At 65.9% G+C, this 17,809-nt stretch carries 16 protein-coding genes; 7 read left to right on the top strand and 9 right to left on the bottom strand.

Features of this window, described 5'->3' with window-relative positions; all coding sequences use genetic code 11:
* The first annotated feature begins 102 nt into the window (after window positions 1-102).
* Complete coding sequence (locus ACOZ4I_RS09765) at window positions 103-465, top strand: group I truncated hemoglobin (RefSeq protein WP_423998976.1); 363 nt, start codon at window positions 103-105, stop codon at window positions 463-465.
* A 15-nt stretch (window positions 466-480) separates the two neighbouring features.
* Here the strand turns inward: ACOZ4I_RS09765 and ACOZ4I_RS09760 are convergent, their stop codons facing one another.
* Window positions 481-1,857, bottom strand: coding sequence for an adenylosuccinate synthase (locus tag ACOZ4I_RS09760; RefSeq protein ID WP_423998974.1), 1,377 nt, complete (start codon window positions 1,855-1,857; stop codon window positions 481-483).
* Window positions 1,858-2,037: 180 nt separating this feature from the next.
* On the opposite strand from ACOZ4I_RS09760, the gene ACOZ4I_RS09755 reads away from it, so the two are divergent.
* A complete protein-coding gene (locus ACOZ4I_RS09755) occupies window positions 2,038-2,343 on the top strand; it encodes a hypothetical protein (RefSeq protein ID WP_135304560.1) in 306 nt (101 codons plus the stop codon).
* A 12-nt stretch (window positions 2,344-2,355) separates the two neighbouring features.
* Here ACOZ4I_RS09755 and ACOZ4I_RS09750 read toward each other — a convergent pair whose 3' ends face one another.
* Together ACOZ4I_RS09750 and ACOZ4I_RS09745 are read right to left on the bottom strand one after the other, a co-directional pair.
* On the bottom strand, window positions 2,356-4,869 hold the full coding sequence (locus ACOZ4I_RS09750) for a DUF7527 domain-containing protein (protein ID WP_423998971.1): 2,514 nt from the start codon (window positions 4,867-4,869) through the stop codon (window positions 2,356-2,358).
* Between the two features lie 116 nt (window positions 4,870-4,985).
* The gene (locus ACOZ4I_RS09745; protein WP_423998969.1) at window positions 4,986-5,240 is read right to left on the bottom strand and encodes a hypothetical protein; all 255 of its coding nucleotides are present in this window, start codon (window positions 5,238-5,240) and stop codon (window positions 4,986-4,988) included.
* Window positions 5,241-5,374: 134 nt separating this feature from the next.
* Between ACOZ4I_RS09745 and ACOZ4I_RS09740 the strand changes: the two genes are divergently transcribed.
* The 4 genes from ACOZ4I_RS09740 to ACOZ4I_RS09725 all read left to right on the top strand — a co-directional run bounded on the left by ACOZ4I_RS09740 (window position 5,375) and on the right by ACOZ4I_RS09725 (window position 8,616).
* A complete protein-coding gene (locus tag ACOZ4I_RS09740; protein WP_423998967.1) occupies window positions 5,375-5,776 on the top strand; it encodes a DUF7541 family protein in 402 nt (133 codons plus the stop codon).
* Between the two features lie 44 nt (window positions 5,777-5,820).
* Window positions 5,821-6,132 carry a DUF6684 family protein gene (locus tag ACOZ4I_RS09735; RefSeq protein WP_423998965.1) on the top strand — a complete coding sequence of 104 codons (312 nt, stop codon included), beginning with the start codon at window positions 5,821-5,823 and terminating at the stop codon, window positions 6,130-6,132.
* 192 nt (window positions 6,133-6,324) lie between these two features.
* Window positions 6,325-8,103 (top strand): cytochrome c oxidase subunit I, encoded by a 1,779-nt coding sequence (gene ctaD, locus ACOZ4I_RS09730; protein ID WP_423998963.1) that lies wholly within the window; start codon window positions 6,325-6,327, stop codon window positions 8,101-8,103.
* 243 nt (window positions 8,104-8,346) lie between these two features.
* Window positions 8,347-8,616 (top strand): DUF7520 family protein, encoded by a 270-nt coding sequence (locus ACOZ4I_RS09725; protein ID WP_423998961.1) that lies wholly within the window; start codon window positions 8,347-8,349, stop codon window positions 8,614-8,616.
* On the opposite strand, the gene ACOZ4I_RS09720 is transcribed toward ACOZ4I_RS09725, so the two are convergent.
* The 6 genes from ACOZ4I_RS09720 to ACOZ4I_RS09695 form a co-directional block, all read right to left on the bottom strand.
* The gene (locus ACOZ4I_RS09720; protein ID WP_423998959.1) at window positions 8,613-10,316 is read right to left on the bottom strand and encodes a methylmalonyl-CoA mutase family protein; all 1,704 of its coding nucleotides are present in this window, start codon (window positions 10,314-10,316) and stop codon (window positions 8,613-8,615) included. The genes ACOZ4I_RS09725 and ACOZ4I_RS09720 overlap by 4 nt on opposite strands.
* 91 nt (window positions 10,317-10,407) lie before the next feature.
* Complete coding sequence (locus ACOZ4I_RS09715) at window positions 10,408-11,199, bottom strand: CBS domain-containing ParB/RepB/Spo0J family partition protein (RefSeq protein WP_423998957.1); 792 nt, start codon at window positions 11,197-11,199, stop codon at window positions 10,408-10,410.
* Window positions 11,200-11,237: 38 nt separating this feature from the next.
* Complete coding sequence (locus ACOZ4I_RS09710; RefSeq protein WP_423998955.1) at window positions 11,238-12,899, bottom strand: DHH family phosphoesterase; 1,662 nt, start codon at window positions 12,897-12,899, stop codon at window positions 11,238-11,240.
* Window positions 12,900-12,933: 34 nt separating this feature from the next.
* Window positions 12,934-13,362, bottom strand: coding sequence for an HTH-type transcriptional regulator LrpA1 (gene lrpA1 / locus ACOZ4I_RS09705; RefSeq protein WP_423998953.1), 429 nt, complete (start codon window positions 13,360-13,362; stop codon window positions 12,934-12,936).
* 85 nt (window positions 13,363-13,447) lie between these two features.
* Window positions 13,448-14,386: a thiamine pyrophosphate-dependent enzyme gene (locus ACOZ4I_RS09700; protein ID WP_423998951.1), complete on the bottom strand. Its 939-nt coding sequence runs from the start codon at window positions 14,384-14,386 to the stop codon at window positions 13,448-13,450.
* Window positions 14,387-14,389: 3 nt separating this feature from the next.
* The gene (locus tag ACOZ4I_RS09695; RefSeq protein WP_423998949.1) at window positions 14,390-16,288 is read right to left on the bottom strand and encodes a 2-oxoacid:acceptor oxidoreductase subunit alpha; all 1,899 of its coding nucleotides are present in this window, start codon (window positions 16,286-16,288) and stop codon (window positions 14,390-14,392) included.
* A 294-nt stretch (window positions 16,289-16,582) separates the two neighbouring features.
* Between ACOZ4I_RS09695 and ACOZ4I_RS09690 the strand changes: the two genes are divergently transcribed.
* Complete coding sequence (locus ACOZ4I_RS09690) at window positions 16,583-17,302, top strand: DICT sensory domain-containing protein (RefSeq protein ID WP_423998947.1); 720 nt, start codon at window positions 16,583-16,585, stop codon at window positions 17,300-17,302.
* Window positions 17,303-17,809: the final 507 nt, after the last annotated feature.

Here is a 17,809-nt window from a genome sequence, read left to right as displayed (position 1 = left end):
CGTGTTCCCCGAATCGGCGGTTCGACCCCATATACTGACCGTCTCGTCGACGCTTTGCCGCCATCAGCAGGCATTATCTCCCGGAGGAGAGACCGCTCAGGTATGACCGAGGACACCCTGTACGACCGACTGGGCGGGGATGAGGGACTGGAAGCGGTCGTCGACGACTTCTACGAGCGCGTGCTGGCCGACGACGACCTGCGCGGGTACTTCGACGACACCGACGTGGAAGCGTTGCGCGAGCACCAGCGGTCGTTCCTGTCGATGGTTACCGGCGGGCCGGCGACCTACGACGGCGACGACATGCGGGCGGCCCACGCCCACCTCGACCTCTCGGCGGGCGACTTCGAGGCGGTGGCGGGGCACCTCGACGACGCGCTCCGGTCGGCGGGCGTTTCGGCGGCCGACCGGGACGCGGTGCTGTCGGCGGTCTCGAATCTCGAAGACGACGTGTTGAACCGATAGAAAAGCGCTTTGCGGCTAGAACGGCTGTTCTCTGACGATGGTCTCGCCGCGACCGGGGCCGACGCCGATTGCGTACGCCGGCGTGTCGAGTTCGTCCTCGATGTACTCGACGTAGGCCTTCGCGTTCTCCGGGAGCGCGTCGTAGCCCTCGTCGGCGATGGCCTGCCAGTCGGCTTCGGGCCAGCCGTCGAACGAGCGGAGGTTCGCCTCACAGCGCGCCCACTGTTCGGTGGTCGCGGGCATCGACGCCAGCTCCTCGCCGTCCAGCGTGTAGGTGTGGCCGACCTTGACCTCGTCGAGGCCGGCGAGCACGTCGAGGTGGTTGATGGCGATACCGGTGAAGCCGGAGACCCGCGTCGAGTGCCGGAGCATCGGCAGGTCGAGCCAGCCGACCCGGCGCGGCCGGCCGGTGACCGTGCCGTACTCGCCGCCCTCCTCGCGGATGTAGTTCGCCAGTTCCTCGTTCTCGCCCTCACCCTGCTCGTCGTAGCCGGGCGTGTCGCCGACGACGCCGCCGAGTTCTGTCGGGAGCGGGCCGCTGCCCACGCGCGTGAGGTAGGCCTTGACGATACCGATGATCTCGCCGCCGCCCACGACGCCGGGGCTGAGTCCGGTCCCGGTCGCCGCGCCGCCCGCGGTCGGGTTCGAGGAGGTGACGTAGGGGTAGTTCCCGTGGTCGATGTCGATGATCGTCCCCTGTGCGCCCTCCAGCATGACGTTCTGGCCCTCGTCGATCGCGGCCGAGAGGTACGCGCCCGCGTTGACGGTCATGTCCTCGGCCTCGAAGCGGCGGCCGAACTCGCGGAACTCCTCGAAGAGTGCGTCCACGTCGAGGGCGTCCGGGTCCTCCAGGTCCTCGATGTCGAGGCCGTAGACGTCCTCGACGACGGCGCGCTTCTGGGGCACGACGTATTCGAGGCGCTCGCGGAGCACGTCGGGGTCGAGCAGGTCGCCGACGCGAACGCCGCGACGGCCGGCCTTGTCCTCGTAGGTCGGGCCGATGCCGCGGCCGGTGGTCCCGACCTCCTGGTCTGACTCGCTCTTGACCTCCTCTTCGATGCCGTCGAGCACCCGGTGGAACGGGAGAATGACGTGGGCCCGTTCGGCGATGCGGACGTCGGGGTCGAGGCCGCGGTCCTGCAGCGTGTCGATCTCGTCGAACAGCGTTCGCGGATTGACGACGCACCCGTTGCCGAGCACGCCGACCTTGCCGCGGATGGCTCCGCTCGGAACCAGCGAGAGCTTGTACTCCTCGCCCTCGTGGACGACGGTGTGGCCGGCGTTATCGCCGCCCTGATAGCGCGCGACGACATCTACGTCGTCGCCGTACAGGTCGACGATGCCGCCCTTCCCCTCGTCGCCGAGCTGTGAGCCGACGATGGTTACGGTCATCGCACGGACCTTCCAGCCTCCGTGATAAACAGATTACGGTCCGCACACGTCACCCTCGCCAGCAGTACCCATGTGAACCGTTACGACGCCTTTAATACACACCTGTTCGAAGTAAAAACCGGCAAAGGCGGGTATGTGAGGGGAACATTTAAATCCCGCAAACACAAGTTAACAATTGCCATGATAGACAGGCTTGAAAAGGAAGTCGACATGCTGGAGCGCCACTTGCAGGTGCTGCGCATGGTTATTGAGAACGAGCCTATCGGTATCGTGAAGATGTCGAACGAGACGGGATACCCGCACCACAAGGTGCGCTACTCCCTCCGCGTCCTCGAGGAGGAGAACCTCATCGAACCCTCCAGCCAGGGTGCGATCACCACCGAGCAGACCGGTGAGTTCGTCGACGACCTCGACGAGAAGATCGACGAGATCATCGAGAAGCTCGAAGGCATGAAAATCGAAGACGCGGCCGAGATCGAAGGCTAACTTCTTCTCCGTTCAGAGCTCCGGGACCGCCAGGTGGAACTCCTGGTTTCTCGCTTCTAGCAGACAGAGGTGAAATCCCTCCTTGCGCGAGAGGTTCACGAAGCTCTTTCGCTTATCACGACTGAACAGACCGCTCGACGTGGCTTCCGTGGCGGTTTCGAGCGCCCCGGGTTCGAAGAAACTACTGGTGACGAGGAACGCCGCGGCCAGCGAATCGGAGGCGTTCCCGACCCGCTCGGCGTTGGTGACCAGGTCGGTCATCTGGCTGTCGGTCGCCGGATCGCGGGAGTTGTTGATGTTCGCGACCACCAGCGGGTTCCCCATCCGGTCGCGGACGACCACGTCGAAGCGCTCCTGCGACCGGGTCTCCTGGCCGTCTTCCGTGTAGGTCACCGAGACCTGGCCGTTCAGTTCCGCGCGGTCGATCTCTGGCAGTCCCTCGTAGAGATCCTTCATCGAACCGGCGTGGCCGGTGCTCGCGATCTCGTAGAGGAGGTTTCGGACGAGCCAGTTGACGAAGCGGTACTGGATGCTCTCCGAGAGGAACTCCTCGAACGGCGTGCCGTCGACCGTCGCGCCCTCAGCCTCGAACTGCGTGTGGTGTTCCAGTCGAAGGTTCTCCTCGACCTGCTCGCGGGTCGCCTCCCCGTCGCGGGCCTTCTCCAGCGTCGCCTTCCCTTTGGAGTGGTACCTGACGAAGAGGTTCGTCCCGTTGATCGCCTCGGCGACGCTCAGTCGCGGCCCCTCCTGGGCTCCGTCGCCGGCCTGCTCGGCGAGGCGGTCTTCGAGTCGCTCGATTTCAGCCCGTGCGTCGGCCAGTTCCGACTCCAGTCGATCCCGTTCGGCCCGCAGTTCCTCGTTCGTCGCTTCGAGGTCCGCGAGGTCCGATTCGAGTTCCGACACTGCCTCGGCACGCGCTTCGAGTTCCGTCTCCAGTTCCGCCACGCGCTCGTCGGCACCGGTGGATGGTTCGCTACGGTCGGGTGTCGGCTGGGGCTCTGACTCCTGTTCGGCCGCTTCCGTCGGCTGTGGGTCCCGTTCGACGGCCGCCGGTTCGGAGGCGCGCCCCTCGGCAGCAGTCGGCGTCTCGCGTTGCGGGGGCCGGTCCTGGGACGGTCCTGCGGCCGACGACTGGGACGCGCTCGCGTTCGCCTCTCCGGCGGACTGGTCTCGCCGCGGTGTCGCGGTCGTCCCCGCCGCCGGCGGGATCTGTGTCCCACCTCCCGACTGCTCGCGCGCGCTTGCCGACTTGCCGGGGTCGAGCGACGGGATCGAGCGGGTCTCCAGATCGGCGCTCGACGGCTCCGGCGCGGCCGCCGCCGAGTCGGCTCGCTCTGGGGGCTGCCGCGGTTCGCGGTGCTGCTTCGGCGTTCGACCACCGCGCTCCGCGTCTGCGCCAGCGGCGGTACGGTCTGACTCGCTCTCCTGCACGCGATCATGCGTGTCCTTTGCGTCCGGGGCCGAGTCACGGGACGGTCGCACGTCGGACTGCTCGCGCGCGCTCGACGGCTGTCCGGCGTCCGGCTGCTCGTTGTCCGATTCTGGGTCGGGACCGACCCGTGACGAGGAGCCGGCGCCTTCGGTCACATCGTCCTCCGAGTCGTCCGTAGCCGGGGACGCTCCGGTCGCGTCGGCGGTCCGGTCGGTCGACGCCGCCGCGTCCGCCCGGTCGTCCGCGGTGCGCTGGCGCGCGGCGCTCGGACTCGTCCCCTTCGTCCCCGGGGGTCCTCCGGCCGCACCTCCCGATCCGCGCTCGGAGGGCTCTCGGCTCGCTGGCTCGTCGTCCGCCGTCCCATCGGTCGGCTCTGTCGCTGCCGACTGGGCGTCACTCGGCGACTCGTCGGGGTCGGTCGCGTCGTCGGTGATGTCGGCTGGCTCGTCGTCTCCCGGAGCGGCCGCTGCAGCGGCGTCATCGGCGTCATCGGCCGCACCGCTCTCGTCGCTGTCGTGCCCGGCGGCCGCTGCGTCGGCTGGATCGTCGTCGACGGGGTCGGGGATCTCGACCGGGTCGATGTCGACCGGCATGACCTCGTAGATGCCGACTTCGTCGTCGGCCGTCTCGAAGGCCTCGTCCCCGGTGAGCAGGTTCTCCGCGTTGCCGACCCACGCGACGCTCATCGAGCGACCCTGGTGATAGACAGTGTAGTAGTCCCCGGAGAGGACGTTCTCGGAGAGCTCGATGAACCCGGTGAAGCTGCCGTCGCTCAGCGTCCGGTCGACCTCCGAGAGCGGCGTGTCCTCGGTGTAGTACTTCGCCTTGACCTCGTCGGCGCGCTCCTGCATCACTGCGAGGAGGGCCAGGGCCTCGTGGGGCGCGCGCCTGGCGGTCCCCTCGGCGGCCTCGAAGTCCTCGATGTCGCCGTCGAGGACGCCGACGACCGTCCCGTTCAACATGAACAGACGGGTGGGGCCGGCGGTCACCGCGCCGGAGAATTCCTCCCCGGCGAGGGCCTGCAGGCCCGCGTACCCGCCCTCGAACGGGACCGACTCCCAGCCGTCGATCCGCTCGACCGTGCGTGTACTCATTACCTCACTCAAGCCGGATGGTAGACAAATAGTTTGTGCCCGGGTCGGAACACGTTACGGACCCCGATTCGGTCGGCGAGGCGCGCTATCGGGCCCGAAACGGATCGGGACGGCAGTCAGGAGTCGGACAGGTAGCGGCCGCGGGCCACCACGTACATGAGGACGATTCCGGTCCCGACAGCGAGGACGAACTGACCGAGCAACGCCAGCACGGCACCCAGCGGGGAACTCCCGAAGGCTGTGTACACGAGGGCGTACGGGACGAGGGCGACGGCGGCGAACGCGCCGATGAGCTTCGCGAGCGGTCGGGCTTCCGAGAGGATCTGTGCGACGTTGAGGTCCCCGGACGCGGGGTCGACGAAGGGCGGCATACATGGCTGCTGGGCCTGGCGTTCGTAAGTAGCTCCCGAAGACCGCCGTGAGTCGGCTCTGTCGGGACCAGGTCAGAGCCACCGGCGTGCCGGCGGTCCGATGGACATATCACCGGGCGGTCGCAAGTGACAGTATGGCAGAGGCAGAGGAGCCGGGACTGAGCGACCAGTATCCGACCGCGAGCCCGTGGCCGCTGTTCGTCGCTCTCGGGCTGACGCTGTCCGAAATCGGCGTGTTCATCGGGCTCTTTCCGGTCGCCGTCTTCGGGCTGATACTGTTCGGCGGGAGCGTCGCCGGGATTCTGACCGAGTCTGGCTACGCCGAGCGCCCGTGGCCGACGCTGCTCGGTGTCGGCACGGTGCTGACGGTGCTCGCCGCAGCGCTGGCACTCTGGCAGATTCCGCTGGCCGACATCGCGCTGTCGAACGTCGGTGAAGGGCCGCTGTTGACCCGCCTCGTCGCCGTCGCCGTCGCCGGCCTCGTGATGGCCGCGATGGGGAGCGTCGCGTCGCTCCTCGAACAGACCGCGGCCTGAGCGAAACCAACAGCCTATTTACCGGCCTCTACAAAGGCCCAGCCATGGCACTGTTTGGGTTCGAAAAAGACACCCTGCTCGACCTCACTGTGAACGTCATTCCGCTGGGTATCATCCTCTTCTTCATCGCCGCGTTCGCCGTGTTCCCGGCCTTCGGAACGGACCCCGTCTTCTCCGGGATGCAGTTCGCGCTGATGGTCTCGATGTTCCTGCTGCTCGCCGTCCTGACGTACTACGCGGGCCGCGCCATCGAGAACGCCGAGGCACGACAGGAGAGCGTCGACGAGGCGACGGCCGTCGAGGAACCGCCAGGCGAAGTCACCGGTCTCGAGGACGGCGAAGCGACCCAGAAGTGACCGATACCCGGTCGCCAGAGGACCCACGAGAGCCTTTCTACGGTTCGGCGAATTCCACTCCAGCGACACCCCGGAAAGTGGCGACGGCGGCGTCCACACGCCAGTGCTGTGTGCCGGTCCCGGCGGGCCACGGCGGGCGCACGTGACGCGTGAATCGACCCTTTCATTATGGCCCAGTCCTGAGACTCGTCCATGGTAGCAGGAGATATTGTGCTGACGGGGCTCATGGCCGTCCTCCTCGTCGGCATCGCCGCGCTTCTCACGCGCATCGAGAACTGGCGGTCCTATACGCCCCTCGCCGGGGGCGGGACCGCCACGGGTGAGACCGTGGTTCATCGAGAGAAACCCGCTGGTATCATTCGCTGGCTGACAACCGTCGACCACAAGGACATCGGGATGCTGTACGGGCTGTACGCCATCATCGCCTTCGCGGTCGGCGGCATCATGGCGTTTCTCATCCGCGTCCAGCTCGTCACGCCCGGCGGGGCGATCCTGGGCAACAACGCCTACAACTCCATCCTGACGAGCCACGGCATCACGATGCTGTTCCTGTTCGGGACGCCCATCATCGCGGCGTTCGCGAACTACTTCATTCCCCTGCTCATCGGGGCCGACGACATGGCGTTCCCGCGCATCAACGCCATCGCGTTCTGGGTGCTCCCGCCCGCCGCGCTTCTCATCTGGGGTGGGTTCTTCCTCGCGCCGGTGACCGACAACATGATCGAGCCGGCCCGGACCGCCTGGACGATGTACACGCCGCTCTCGGTCGAGCAGACGAACCCCGGCGTCGACCTGATGCTGCTCGGACTCCACCTCTCCGGGGTCGGGGCGACCATGGGGGCGATCAACTTCATCGCGACCATCTTCACCGAGCGCGACAGTGACGTGAGCTGGGCGAACCTCGACATCTTCTCGTGGACCATCCTCACCCAGTCCGCGCTCATCCTCTTCGCGTTCCCGCTGCTGGGGAGCGCGCTCGTCATGCTGCTGATGGACCGGAACCTCCAGACGACCTTCTTCGCCGTCGAGGGCGGCGGTCCGCTGCTGTGGCAGCACCTGTTCTGGTTCTTCGGCCACCCCGAGGTGTACATCCTCGTCCTGCCGCCGATGGGGCTCGTCAGCCTCATCCTGCCGAAGTTCTCCGGTCGGAAGCTGTTCGGCTTCAAGTTCGTCGTCTACTCCACGCTGGCCATCGGCGTCCTCTCCTTCGGCGTCTGGGCCCACCACATGTTCTCGACGGGCATGGACCCGCGACTGCGTGCCTCGTTCATGGCCGTCTCGCTCGCCATCGCCATCCCGAGCGCCGTCAAGACGTTCAACTGGATCACGACGATGTGGAACGGTCGGCTCCGCCTGACGACGCCGATGCTGTTCTGTATCGGCTTCGTCTCGAACTTCATCATCGGCGGCGTCACGGGCGTGTTCCTCGCCGCCGTCCCGGTCGACCTCATCCTCCACGACACCTACTACGTCGTGGGTCACTTCCACTACATCGTGATGGGTGCCATCGGCTTTGCGACCTTCGCCGGCATCTACTACTGGTTCCCGGTCTTCACCGGCCGGATGTACCAGCGGACCCTCGGGAAGGCGCACTTCTGGCTCTCGATGGTCGGGACCAACCTCACCTTCTTCGCGATGCTGGCGCTCGGCTATCTCGGGATGCCGCGCCGGTACGCCACCTACCAGTTCGACGGCGCCATCGCGCCGCTGGCCCAGGTAACGACGTTCCATCAGCTGGCGACGGTCGGCGCGGTCATCCTGCTGGTCGGCCAGCTCATCTTCGTCTGGAACCTCGTCCAGTCCTGGCTCGAAGGCCCGAAGGTCGAGGACGGCGACCCGTGGAACCTCGAGCGCGACGGGATGCTCGACCGCGAGTTCCAGTGGTTCGACGAGCAGCTCGAAGCCGACGAACACGAGCGCGACCCGTCGCTGCTCGCCGACGGCGGCCAGGAAGACCAGACGGACTCGTAAGCGGGCGGCCATTTTTCGACCGCGGTTTCTCTCGTTCGGACCTAACCGATAGCAGTGCTGTGACCGGCTTGAGCGGAACCGGCTGTCCCGACCTAGCTCGCGCCCGAGACGAGGACGATGGCGGTGACGAACATCATGAGCGCGATACCCGAGAGAACGAGAAACAGCAGTTCCTTCTGGGACATACGCAGACTACGGGGTCGAAGTGAAAAAGGCTAATCGTCTCGGACCCTTCCGTCCAGTATGACCCAGCGAGTGGCGGGCCGCTCCGGACAGCAGATCGTCGTCCGGCTGTACGTCAGTATCGTCGCGCTGGCGGGCGTGATGGGATTCGTGCTCGGGAGCATTCGCCCCGAAAACCTCCAGCCGAAGCTCTTTGGCGTGGTCGCACTGCCGCCGACGCCGTTCGGCGTCGCGATCTACGGGCTCGTCACTGTCGGCGTCGGCCTCGGCGCGCTCCTCGCGCTCGTGATGTACGTCTCCGCGCGGTTCGACGACGCGGCCGCGAACTAGGCCACGCTCGCCGTCTCCTGGTACGTCCCGTATTTTGTCTCGAAGACGGCCATGATCTCGCCCATCGTCGCGTACGCCTTGACAGCGTCGACGATGGCCGGCATGACGTTGTCGTCGGCTTCGACGGCGTCGCGGAGGTCGGAGAGCGCCGCCTCGACGGCCGCGTCGTCGCGGTCAGCCTTCACCGAGGCCAGCCGGTCGCGCTGGCGCTCCTGGACGTCCTCGTCGACGGTCAGAATCTCCGGCTCGGTGTCCTCCTCGACGGTGTACTTGTTGACGCCGACGACGACCTCCTCGTCCGTCTCGACGCGCTCCTGGTACTCGTAGGCGGCGTCCTGGATCTCGCGCTGGAAGTACCCGCCCTCGATGCCGGCGAGTACGCCGTCGCGGACGGACCCGTCGCCGAGTTCCTCGCGCACGTGCTCGATGTAGGCCATCGCCTTCTCCTCGACCTCGTCGGTCAGCGCCTCGACGGCGAAGCTCCCGCCGAGCGGGTCGACGATGTCGGCGGCCCCGGACTCCTCCGCGATGATCTGCTGGGTGCGCAGGGCGACGCGGACGGCGTCCTCGGATGGGAGCGCGAGCGCCTCGTCGAAGCTGTTGGTGTGGAGGCTCTGGGTGCCGCCGAGGACGCCCGCGAGCGCCTGAATCGTCACGCGGACGACGTTGTTGAGCGGCTGCTGGGCGGTGAGCGACTGCCCGGCGGTCTGGGTGTGGAACTTCAGTTGCTTGCTGGCGTCGGCCTCCGCGCCGTACCACTCGTCCATGATACGGGCGTAGATGCGCCGCGCCGCCCGGAACTTCGCGATTTCCTCGAAGATTGAGTTGTGCGAGTTGAAGAAAAAGGACAGCTGTGGCGCGAACTCGTCGACGTCGAGGCCACGGTCCAGGCAGTCCTCGACGTAGGCGAACCCGTCGGCGAGCGTGAACGCGAGCTCCTGGATCGCGGTCGAGCCGGCCTCGCGGATGTGATAGCCGGAGACCGAGACGGGCTTGAACTTCGGCGTCTCACGACAGGCGAACTCGACTACGTCGGTGACCAGCTTCAGCGACGGCTCCGGTGGGATTACCCACTCCTTCTGTGCGATGAACTCCTTGAACATGTCGTTTTGCAGGGTCCCGCGCACCTCCTCGCGCGGAACGCCCTGCTGGTCGGCGAGCGCGATGTACATGGCGTAGACGACCGGCGCGCTGGGGTTGATGGTGAACGAGGTCGACACCTCGTCGAGGCGGATGCCGTCGAACAGCCGCTCCATGTCCGCCAGCGTGTCGACGGCGACGCCCTCCTTGCCGACCTCGCCGTCGGCCATCGCGTCGTCCGAGTCGATGCCCATCAGCGTCGGCATGTCGAAGGCCGTCGAGAGGCCGGTCTGGCCCTCGTCGATGAGGTAGTGAAAGCGCTCGTTGGTCTCGTCGGCGGTCCCGAAACCGGCGAACTGCCGCATCGTCCACTGCCGACCGCGGTACATCGTCGGGTACACACCGCGGGTGTACGGTTCCTCGCCGGGGAAGCCGATGTCCTCGTCGTAGTCGAGGTCCGCCACGTCCAGCGGCGTGTACAGCCGATCGACCTCGTGGTTCGACACCGTCGCGTAGCGGTCGTCGCGCTCGCCGTAGGCGTCCAGTACCGGATCGAGGGTCTCTGCTTCCCACTCCTCGCGCTGCTCGCGGATCCGCTGGAGGTCCGCCTCGTCGTACATGTGTGCGAGTATGTCACGATTTAGCAAGAAGGTTCGGGCGGTCGAGCGGAACGCCGTCGATCACTGACTCACGTGGGCACTCGCGGCGGCGCTACTCCTGGAGACGTTCGGTCGTCTGGACGAGGGGGTGGTGGGCGTAATCGACGACTTCGATGTCCGCGATGGATTCGAGGTCGGAGTTTGCGGCCGTCTCGGCCATCCCCAGTTCGACCGTCTCGTCGAGGACGATGACGTAGGCGTCCATCTCCTCGATGCCGAGGCGCGCGGCGGCCTTCACCCGGTGGTGGCCGTCCGCCAGCAGGAGGTCCCCGCCGTTGTCGATGACGACCAGCGGTTCGGCCAGCCCGCGTTCGAGTTCGTACACCCGTCCTTCGAGTTCGTCGGCGTACACCGTCGTCTGCGTCGGTGTGAGGTCAGATAGCTTCACCTCGCGCCTGCCCTCGTGCGTGGTGATGCCGTGGATGTTCTCCAGCGTCCGGCTGAGCTTGTCGACCTTGCCGGGCGTCGCCCGCTCGATGTGCGAGCGGATCACGTCGGCGTTCGAGATGATGCCGACGAGGTGGCCGGCGTCGTCGACCACCGGGAGCTTCTGGATGCCCGAGCGCAGGATGACCCGCGCGGCGTCCTGGACGGCCATGTCGGGGTGGGCCACGAGGATGTCCTCGGTCATCACGCGGAACATCGGCTCGTGGTCCTCCGCGAGCAACAGGTCGCGGGCGCTGACGAACCCTTCGACGCGCCGGCCGTCGGTCACCGGGAAGCCGCTGAAGTGGTCGTTATCGGCAATACGTCGGGCCACCTCGCCGACGGTATCGTCGAGTTCGACGGTGGCAACCTCGCGGCTCATGTAATCACCGACCGTCGGTCGACTCGATTCGTCCATCGCCGATGGGTTCTCGACCGACGGCAAAAAAGGCTCGCCTACCCGGCGTCGCGGTCCGGCTCGGCGTCGGCCAGTTCCTCGGTCGCATCGGAGTCGTCGGCCGCCTCTTCCGCCGTGCTGTCGACCGTGGCGTCGGTTCCGTCGTCGTCCGAGGTCGCATCGGGGTCGTCCGTCGCACTCTCGGATCCGTCGCGGTCCCCGTCGATGGTTCGACCGAGTCCCGTCGCCTCCGCGAAGGCTTCGCCGTCGTAGCCCGCGCGACCGTACATCCGCCCGAGGAGTCGATTCGACCGCGACTGGACGGCGTCGAGAAAGCGGTCCGAGACGATGGACTCGACGACCGCTTCGAGGGACTCCTCGCGGTCGTCGACCGTCTCCAGCAGTCCCAGTTCGATCTGCGCGCCGGCCATGTCGGCGTGGCCCCCGGCGGAGCCGATCTGGCCGAAGGCGTCCCGCAGCGCCTCACCGAGGTCGATGTCGGCCCCTCGGGCGCGCGCCGAGACGTAGATCACGCCGTCGATGACGCCGTACACCATCGTCGCCTGCACCCCTTCGAGGTTGAGGAGCCGGTCCGCCGCCTGCGCGAGTGCGTCGCGGTCGCCGATCACGCCGACACCGCTCGACAGTACCGACCCCTCCCGCTGTCGGTTCGTTATCGCCCGCCCGATGACCGAGAGCGTCTCGGCGCTCACGCTCGGGTTCTCGATGCGCTGGAGCGCCTCCATGTCCGCGTCGGTGACGAGGTGGGCGGCTGCCTCGAAGTCCTTCGCGACGACCTCGCGCCGGAACTCCTTCGTGTCGACCTGAATGCCGAACAGCAGGCCCGTGGCGATGGGCCCGGAGATGTCGACGCCGAACCGACGGAGGTAGTCCACGAGTAGCGTGCTCGTCGCCCCGACGCCGCTTCGGAGGTCGACGAAACGCGCCTCGACGGGCACGCGCGGGGGGTGATGGTCGATCACGATGTCGATCGGGGTCTCCTCCGGGAGCTGATCGTTGACGCCGGGTCGGGAGTGATCGACCAGCGCGAAGCCGTCGAACGGCTCCAGCGCATCCTGGTCCGCAGGGTCGAGGTTCGTGAGGTCGAACTCCAGGACGTTCACGAACGCGCGGTTCTCCTGGTGGGAGATCTCGCCGTAGTAACAGATCGTCACCTCGCAGCCGGCCCGCTCGGCGAGTTCACCGAGCGCGACGGCGCTCGCGATGGCGTCAGGGTCGGGGTTGTCGTGCGTTACCACCGCAAGGTGGTCGTCGACGTCCCGGAGGACTTGCTGGAGCTTTCGTGCGCGCGTCCCCTCGTCGCCGACAATCTGCTGGAGCCGCTCGGTCACGACCGCGTCGGGGTCGACAACGCGGTCGGCCACGGCCTCCTGACGTTCGCGCTGGTCCGCCGTCGCGCCGGTCCCGGCATAGACGAGTCGGAACGTGTCGGGGAACAGGTCGGCCGCGAGGGTCGCCGCCGCGGTGTTCCGTGCCGGGTCCTCGTCGGCGACGACGACGCTCTCGGGTTCGAATTCGAGCGCAGAGAGGACGCTCCGATCGGTCGGGTCGGCCTCGTGGACGTCGATCCCTGACGCGCGGAGCGTCTCGGCCCGGTGCTCGTCGTCGGTGACGACCACGAGATCGCCGGCGTCGTCGCTAACCTGATCGAGGAGCGTTCGCGCCGTCGGCCCGAGTCCGAGCACCAGCCGAGAAAGCATACTCGCAGTCGGCTCTGGAGCGCCTAAAATCCCGTTATTTCAGCCGTTCCTGGAGGAAAGACGGATGGGCCGCCGTTACCCCGTCGAGCGAGAGGATCTTGTCTTCGATGACCTCGGCCAGGGAGTCCCCGTCGAGCGCGCGGACCTCGGCCATCAGCATGTGGTCGCCGCTCGAGGTGTACAGTTCCTCGACCGCCGGGATGTCCTTGAGCTGGCGCGTCGCCTCGACGTAGCGCTCGCTCGCCACGTCGATGCCGACGAGCGCGATAGACTGTCCCGCCAGTTTCTTCGGGTCGATGTCGGCGGAGTAGCCGACGATGACGCCCTCCTCTTCGAGCTTCTGGATGTACTTGCGCACCGTGGGCTTCGACACCTCTGCACGCTCTGCGATCTCCGCGTACGAAGCCTGTGCGTCCTCTTCGAGGACCGAAAGAATTCGACGCTCCGTAGACTCGGAACTCATGGAGCTATCTTTTCGGTGCATGAAAAAATATCTTCCGAACCGGAAAGCCGGTTTCGGGAAGCCGTCGACCGAGCCGACGGGACCCTTATTTGTGATGCTCGAGGAGGTTGTCGTAGGTCCGCTCCCACTCCGCGTCCTCGTCGAAGTACCGCTCCGCGAGCGGTTCTTCGGGCATCTCGCCGATCTGGCGCTTCTCCTGTCCGTAGGAGGGGCGCGCGTCTTCGACGTACATCCGCCCGGTGAGTACTTCGCCCTCGTAGAGCTTTTCCTCGGTCTGGCGCATCATCTCGGCGGCTTCCGCGCGGTCCGAGAGGTCGAAGTCGTAATCGTCGGACTGCTGGACGTCCGTGTACGGGACGTAGTGCTTCGCGTCCTTGTTCCAGGTCGGACACTGGGTCAGGAAGTCGATGTGCGCGAAGCCGTCGTGTTCGATGGCCTCGGCGATGATCTCCTTGGCCTGGTTCGGGTTCACGGCGGCGGTGCGAGCGATGTAGGTCGCACCGGCGTTGAGCGACTGGCTCAGCGGGCGGATCGGCGACTTCGCCGAGCCGTGGGGCTGGGTCTTGGACTTGTGGCCCTTCGGCGAGGTCGGCGAGGTCTGGCCCTTGGTCAGCCCGAAGATCTCGTTGTTGAACACGATGTACGTCATGTCGTGGTTCTCACGGGCCGTGTGGATGAGGTGGTTCCCACCGATCCCGTAGCCGTCACCGTCACCGCCGGCGGCGATGACTTCGAGTTCGGGGTTCGCGAGCTTCGCGGCCCGGGCGACGGGCAGCGAGCGGCCGTGGATGGTGTGGAAGCCGTAGCTGTTGAAGTAGCTGTTGAGCTTCCCGGAACAGCCGATGCCCGTGAACAGGGCGATCTCGTCGGGGTTGCGGCCGACTTCCGGCATGGCCTGTTTCAGCGCCTTCAGGACGCCGAAGTCGCCACAGCCGGGACACCAGGTCGCCTGCGGCTCGATGCCGGGCGTGAACTCGTCGCGGTCGATCTCTCGCTCTTCGCCGATTGCACTGAATGCACTCATGGGTTAGTCACCTGCCGCGGGTACGAACTTCATGTTACTCGCGGCGAGTTCCTCGCCGTCGATACTGGACTCGAACCCGTCGACGATCTCGGCGGGCTCGAAGGGGTTGCCGTTGTACTTGAGCAGGCTCGAGAGCTTCTCGCCGTACCTGCCGAGTTCCTTCTGGGTCAGCCCGCGGAACTGGGCGGTGGCGTTCATCTCGACGACGAGCGCTTCGTCGACGGATTCGAGCCACTCGCTGACTTCCTCGACCGGGTAGGGCATCATATCGGAGACGCCCAGCGCTTTCACGGAGTGACCGTTCTCGTTGAGCCGGTCGACTGCCTCGAAGACCGTGTCCTGCTGGCTCCCCCAGACGAGGAGTCCGTGGTCTGCGTCCTCCGGACCGTAGTAGGTCTGGTGGGCCGCGTTCTCGTCTAGGTCGGCGCGGATGTCGTCGAGCTTGTTCAGCCGGCGGTTCATCTGCGCGATCCGGTTGTCGGGGTCCTCGCTGATGTGGCCCGAGGGGTTGTGCTCGTTGCCGGTCGCGAGGTAGCGCCCGTCCTTCTGGCCCGGCACGGAGCGCGGGCTGACGTTCGAGCCGTCTTCAGGCTCGTGGAGGAAGCGCTGGAACTTCCCGGAGGGGTGGTGTGCGGCCTCCTGGATCTCCTCTTCGGTGAGGACGGATCCGGGGTCGGCGTTCGGCTCCTCGTCGAAGTGACTGGCCGGGAGGTTCCGGAGTTCGCCCTGGATCTTCTGGTCGTAGACGACGATGGCCGGAATCTGGTACTCGTAGGCGATGCGGAACGCGGAGCGCGTCTGCGTGTAGCACTCGCGGATGTTCGCGGGCGCGAAGACGACGCGAGCGGAGTCGCCCTGTGAGGTGTACAGGACGTGTTCGAGGTCGGCCTGCTCGGGCTTGGTCGGCATCCCGGTCGAGGGACCGGCACGCATCGCTTCGACCAGCACGATCGGCGTTTCGGTCATCTCGGCGAGTCCGAGCGGCTCGGACATCAGCGCGAAGCCACCGCCGGACGACCCGGACATGGCCTTCACGCCGGCGTGAGACGCGCCGAGCGCGAGCGCGGCGGCCGCGATCTCGTCCTCGACCTGCTCGGAGATCCCACCGAACTCCGGCAGGTGCTGAGACATGATCGTGAACACGTCGGTCCACGGCGTCATCGGGTAGCCCGAGATGAACCGACAGCCCTCGTCGAGTGCGCCGTAGGAGATGGCGTTCGAACCCGAGAGGATGACCTGCTCCTCGTCGTGGGAGTTGTCGGGCACCTCGATATCGTGGTCGATGTCGAGTTCGGCCGCGGCCTCGTAGGCGTCGTGCAGGACGTTGAGGTTCGCTTCCTGCATGTCGCCGCTCATGTTCTGCTCGATGAGCTGTTCGAACTCCGCAGTGTCGATGTCGAGGATGGCGGCGGTCGCGCCGATACCGGCGGTGTTCCGCATGATCTCGCGACCGTGTTCCTTGGCGATGCCCCGAAGATCCATCGGAACGACGTGCCAGCCGTTCTCCTCGGCGGCCTCTTCGAGTTCGATCTCCTCGACGTCCTCCTCGTCGAGGAGCCCCTCGTCGTAGAGGAGGACACCGCCCTCGCGGAGGTCGTCGAAGTTCTCGTACAGCGGCTTCAGCTCTTCCTTCCCGTAATAGGCCTCTTCCTGCGGGTTCCGGGCGAAGGAGTCGCCCAGCGCGAGCAGGAAGTTGTAGCCGTCACCGCGTGACTGTACCGGCTCGTCTTTCGCGCGTACCTCCACGTACGTGTGGCCGCCACGGATGCGCGACGGGTAGTGGCGATGTGTGAACACGTGAAGCCCCGACCGCATCAAGGCTTTCGCGAAGTTCTGGCTCGTCGAGTCGATCCCGTCACCGGAACCGCCAGCGATGCGCCAGATTAGTTCGTTGTCTGTCATGGTGAAATCCTCGGCCCCAGCTCTGGTGCCGTATCTCGCCAATTGGAGGGCCGTGACTAAAGATTTTCCACTACATCACCGTTCATTAATCGTTATCTTTCGGCTCAGGCGCTCACGGGCCGGATTTCGATTTTCGGAACGTCTCGCCGTGGTATGTCGGAGAATACCGCGATTTTGTGGAGAATATAGCCGCAATATGTCGCTCACAGTGCCCGTGATCCACGACGCGTCGGGTGACTCTCGATGAGAGTCGTCGGAACGACTAACACAGTGAGAACCGATGTCTAGTCGAGGATGTCGTTAACGGAACTCATCGCCGGCGTCGAGGACCACCAGAAGACGCTGACGGTCTTCAACGCCGGGGAGTCGGTCGTGGACGACCTGCGCGAGCGCTTCGCCGACCGAAACGTACGGGTGCTGCCAGAGCGGACAGAGAGCGGACGCCCAGGGGAGTTCATCACGCTCAGCGACGGCGAGGAGGTGGTCGCGGCCGCGAGCCTCGACTCGTTCACCGAGACACTCTCGGACGGCGAGCGCTACATCACGCGCGACAGCAGTCCCTACCGGTCGATTCTGGACCACCTGGACGAGACGATGTTCACCTCGTGGTCCATCGAACGGATGGTCGCGGCTTCCCGCGAGATCGAAGACCGCGCGTGGCGCGTCGGCTACGGGTCGTTACACGCGGGCTTCCAGACGCTCTCGACATTGCAGGGCGAACTCGACCTGTACGAGCGACTCGGGGAGACGGACGTCTCGGTCCACGCTTACGCCGTCCCGGACACCGAACCCCCGGAATCGAGCGCGTTCACTCTCCATCTCGAACGGAGTCAGGAGATCGCTGACTCGTGGTTCGTGGTCTTCGACGGCGGTGGCGACCCCCGACAGAAGTGCGCGCTGCTGGCCGAGGAACGGGAGCCCCGGGAGTTCTACGGGTTCTGGACCTACGACGAGTCGACGGTCGACTGGATCATCGACTACCTGGAGTCGACCTACGGCTATCTGGAACAGTGAGCGGACGCTCCGTTCGCAGCGTCGGTCCTGTGTACGCGCCGTCGTCTGATCTACACTGGTGATTCGGTCCGCCCGCCCCGTCTCGTTGGGCCGGACGCACACACCACCGTGCAAGTGTTCTCCGCGTCAGAGTGGTGGGGGGTGGGGAGACGCGGCCCCCGTGCGCAGGTCCATATATAAATCCTGGTCCTGCCGTCGGCCTCTCCTGTGACCCGTCTCTGCGAGATGGATGTTAGATGGTCGATTTCGGCAGGGATATAGCCCTCATCCACTATCGTACGTTTGGTCCCTGTTTCTACGGTAGCGGTTGAATATTCTTCTACCAAAAGAAATAAACTATATATTCAAAGACCTCTCCTTCGTCCGTCGTAGCGAGAAATCACAGGACTGAAGTGTCGTGACTCGTGCTCTCCGATAGAGCAATTCTCTGAGGGGTTGTCGAAACCTCGTCTCCGGAAAACACTCGCAGGGTGGTGTGTGGTTGTCCCTGTCTAGAACACTTGAAAC

Origin of the sequence: Haloarcula salina (assembly GCF_049603855.1) — an archaeon.
Taxonomy (GTDB): Archaea; Halobacteriota; Halobacteria; order Halobacteriales; family Haloarculaceae; genus Haloarcula; species Haloarcula salina_A.
The sequence above is the reverse complement of the archived record's forward strand: the minus strand, read 5'-3'. Positions and strand labels throughout refer to the sequence as shown.

What these genes read in the sequence shown, in the direction of transcription:
- ACOZ4I_RS09740 (WP_423998967.1), top strand. Translation starts at nt 5,375, where the DNA reads ATGGCAGAGGCAGAGGAGCCGGGACTGAGCGACCAGTATCCGACCGCG.
- ACOZ4I_RS09700 (WP_423998951.1), bottom strand. Translation starts at nt 14,386, where the DNA reads ATGAGTGCATTCAGTGCAATCGGCGAAGAGCGAGAGATCGACCGCGAC.
- ACOZ4I_RS09710 (WP_423998955.1), bottom strand. Translation starts at nt 12,899, where the DNA reads ATGCTTTCTCGGCTGGTGCTCGGACTCGGGCCGACGGCGCGAACGCTC.
- ACOZ4I_RS09735 (WP_423998965.1), top strand. Translation starts at nt 5,821, where the DNA reads ATGGCACTGTTTGGGTTCGAAAAAGACACCCTGCTCGACCTCACTGTG.
- ACOZ4I_RS09690 (WP_423998947.1), top strand. Translation starts at nt 16,583, where the DNA reads ATGTCGTTAACGGAACTCATCGCCGGCGTCGAGGACCACCAGAAGACG.
- ACOZ4I_RS09750 (WP_423998971.1), bottom strand. Translation starts at nt 4,869, where the DNA reads ATGAGTACACGCACGGTCGAGCGGATCGACGGCTGGGAGTCGGTCCCG.
- lrpA1 (WP_423998953.1), bottom strand. Translation starts at nt 13,362, where the DNA reads ATGAGTTCCGAGTCTACGGAGCGTCGAATTCTTTCGGTCCTCGAAGAG.
- ctaD (WP_423998963.1), top strand. Translation starts at nt 6,325, where the DNA reads ATGGTAGCAGGAGATATTGTGCTGACGGGGCTCATGGCCGTCCTCCTC.
- ACOZ4I_RS09755 (WP_135304560.1), top strand. Translation starts at nt 2,038, where the DNA reads ATGATAGACAGGCTTGAAAAGGAAGTCGACATGCTGGAGCGCCACTTG.
- ACOZ4I_RS09720 (WP_423998959.1), bottom strand. Translation starts at nt 10,316, where the DNA reads ATGTACGACGAGGCGGACCTCCAGCGGATCCGCGAGCAGCGCGAGGAG.
- ACOZ4I_RS09745 (WP_423998969.1), bottom strand. Translation starts at nt 5,240, where the DNA reads ATGCCGCCCTTCGTCGACCCCGCGTCCGGGGACCTCAACGTCGCACAG.
- ACOZ4I_RS09760 (WP_423998974.1), bottom strand. Translation starts at nt 1,857, where the DNA reads ATGACCGTAACCATCGTCGGCTCACAGCTCGGCGACGAGGGGAAGGGC.
- ACOZ4I_RS09765 (WP_423998976.1), top strand. Translation starts at nt 103, where the DNA reads ATGACCGAGGACACCCTGTACGACCGACTGGGCGGGGATGAGGGACTG.
- ACOZ4I_RS09695 (WP_423998949.1), bottom strand. Translation starts at nt 16,288, where the DNA reads ATGACAGACAACGAACTAATCTGGCGCATCGCTGGCGGTTCCGGTGAC.
- ACOZ4I_RS09715 (WP_423998957.1), bottom strand. Translation starts at nt 11,199, where the DNA reads ATGGACGAATCGAGTCGACCGACGGTCGGTGATTACATGAGCCGCGAG.
- ACOZ4I_RS09725 (WP_423998961.1), top strand. Translation starts at nt 8,347, where the DNA reads ATGACCCAGCGAGTGGCGGGCCGCTCCGGACAGCAGATCGTCGTCCGG.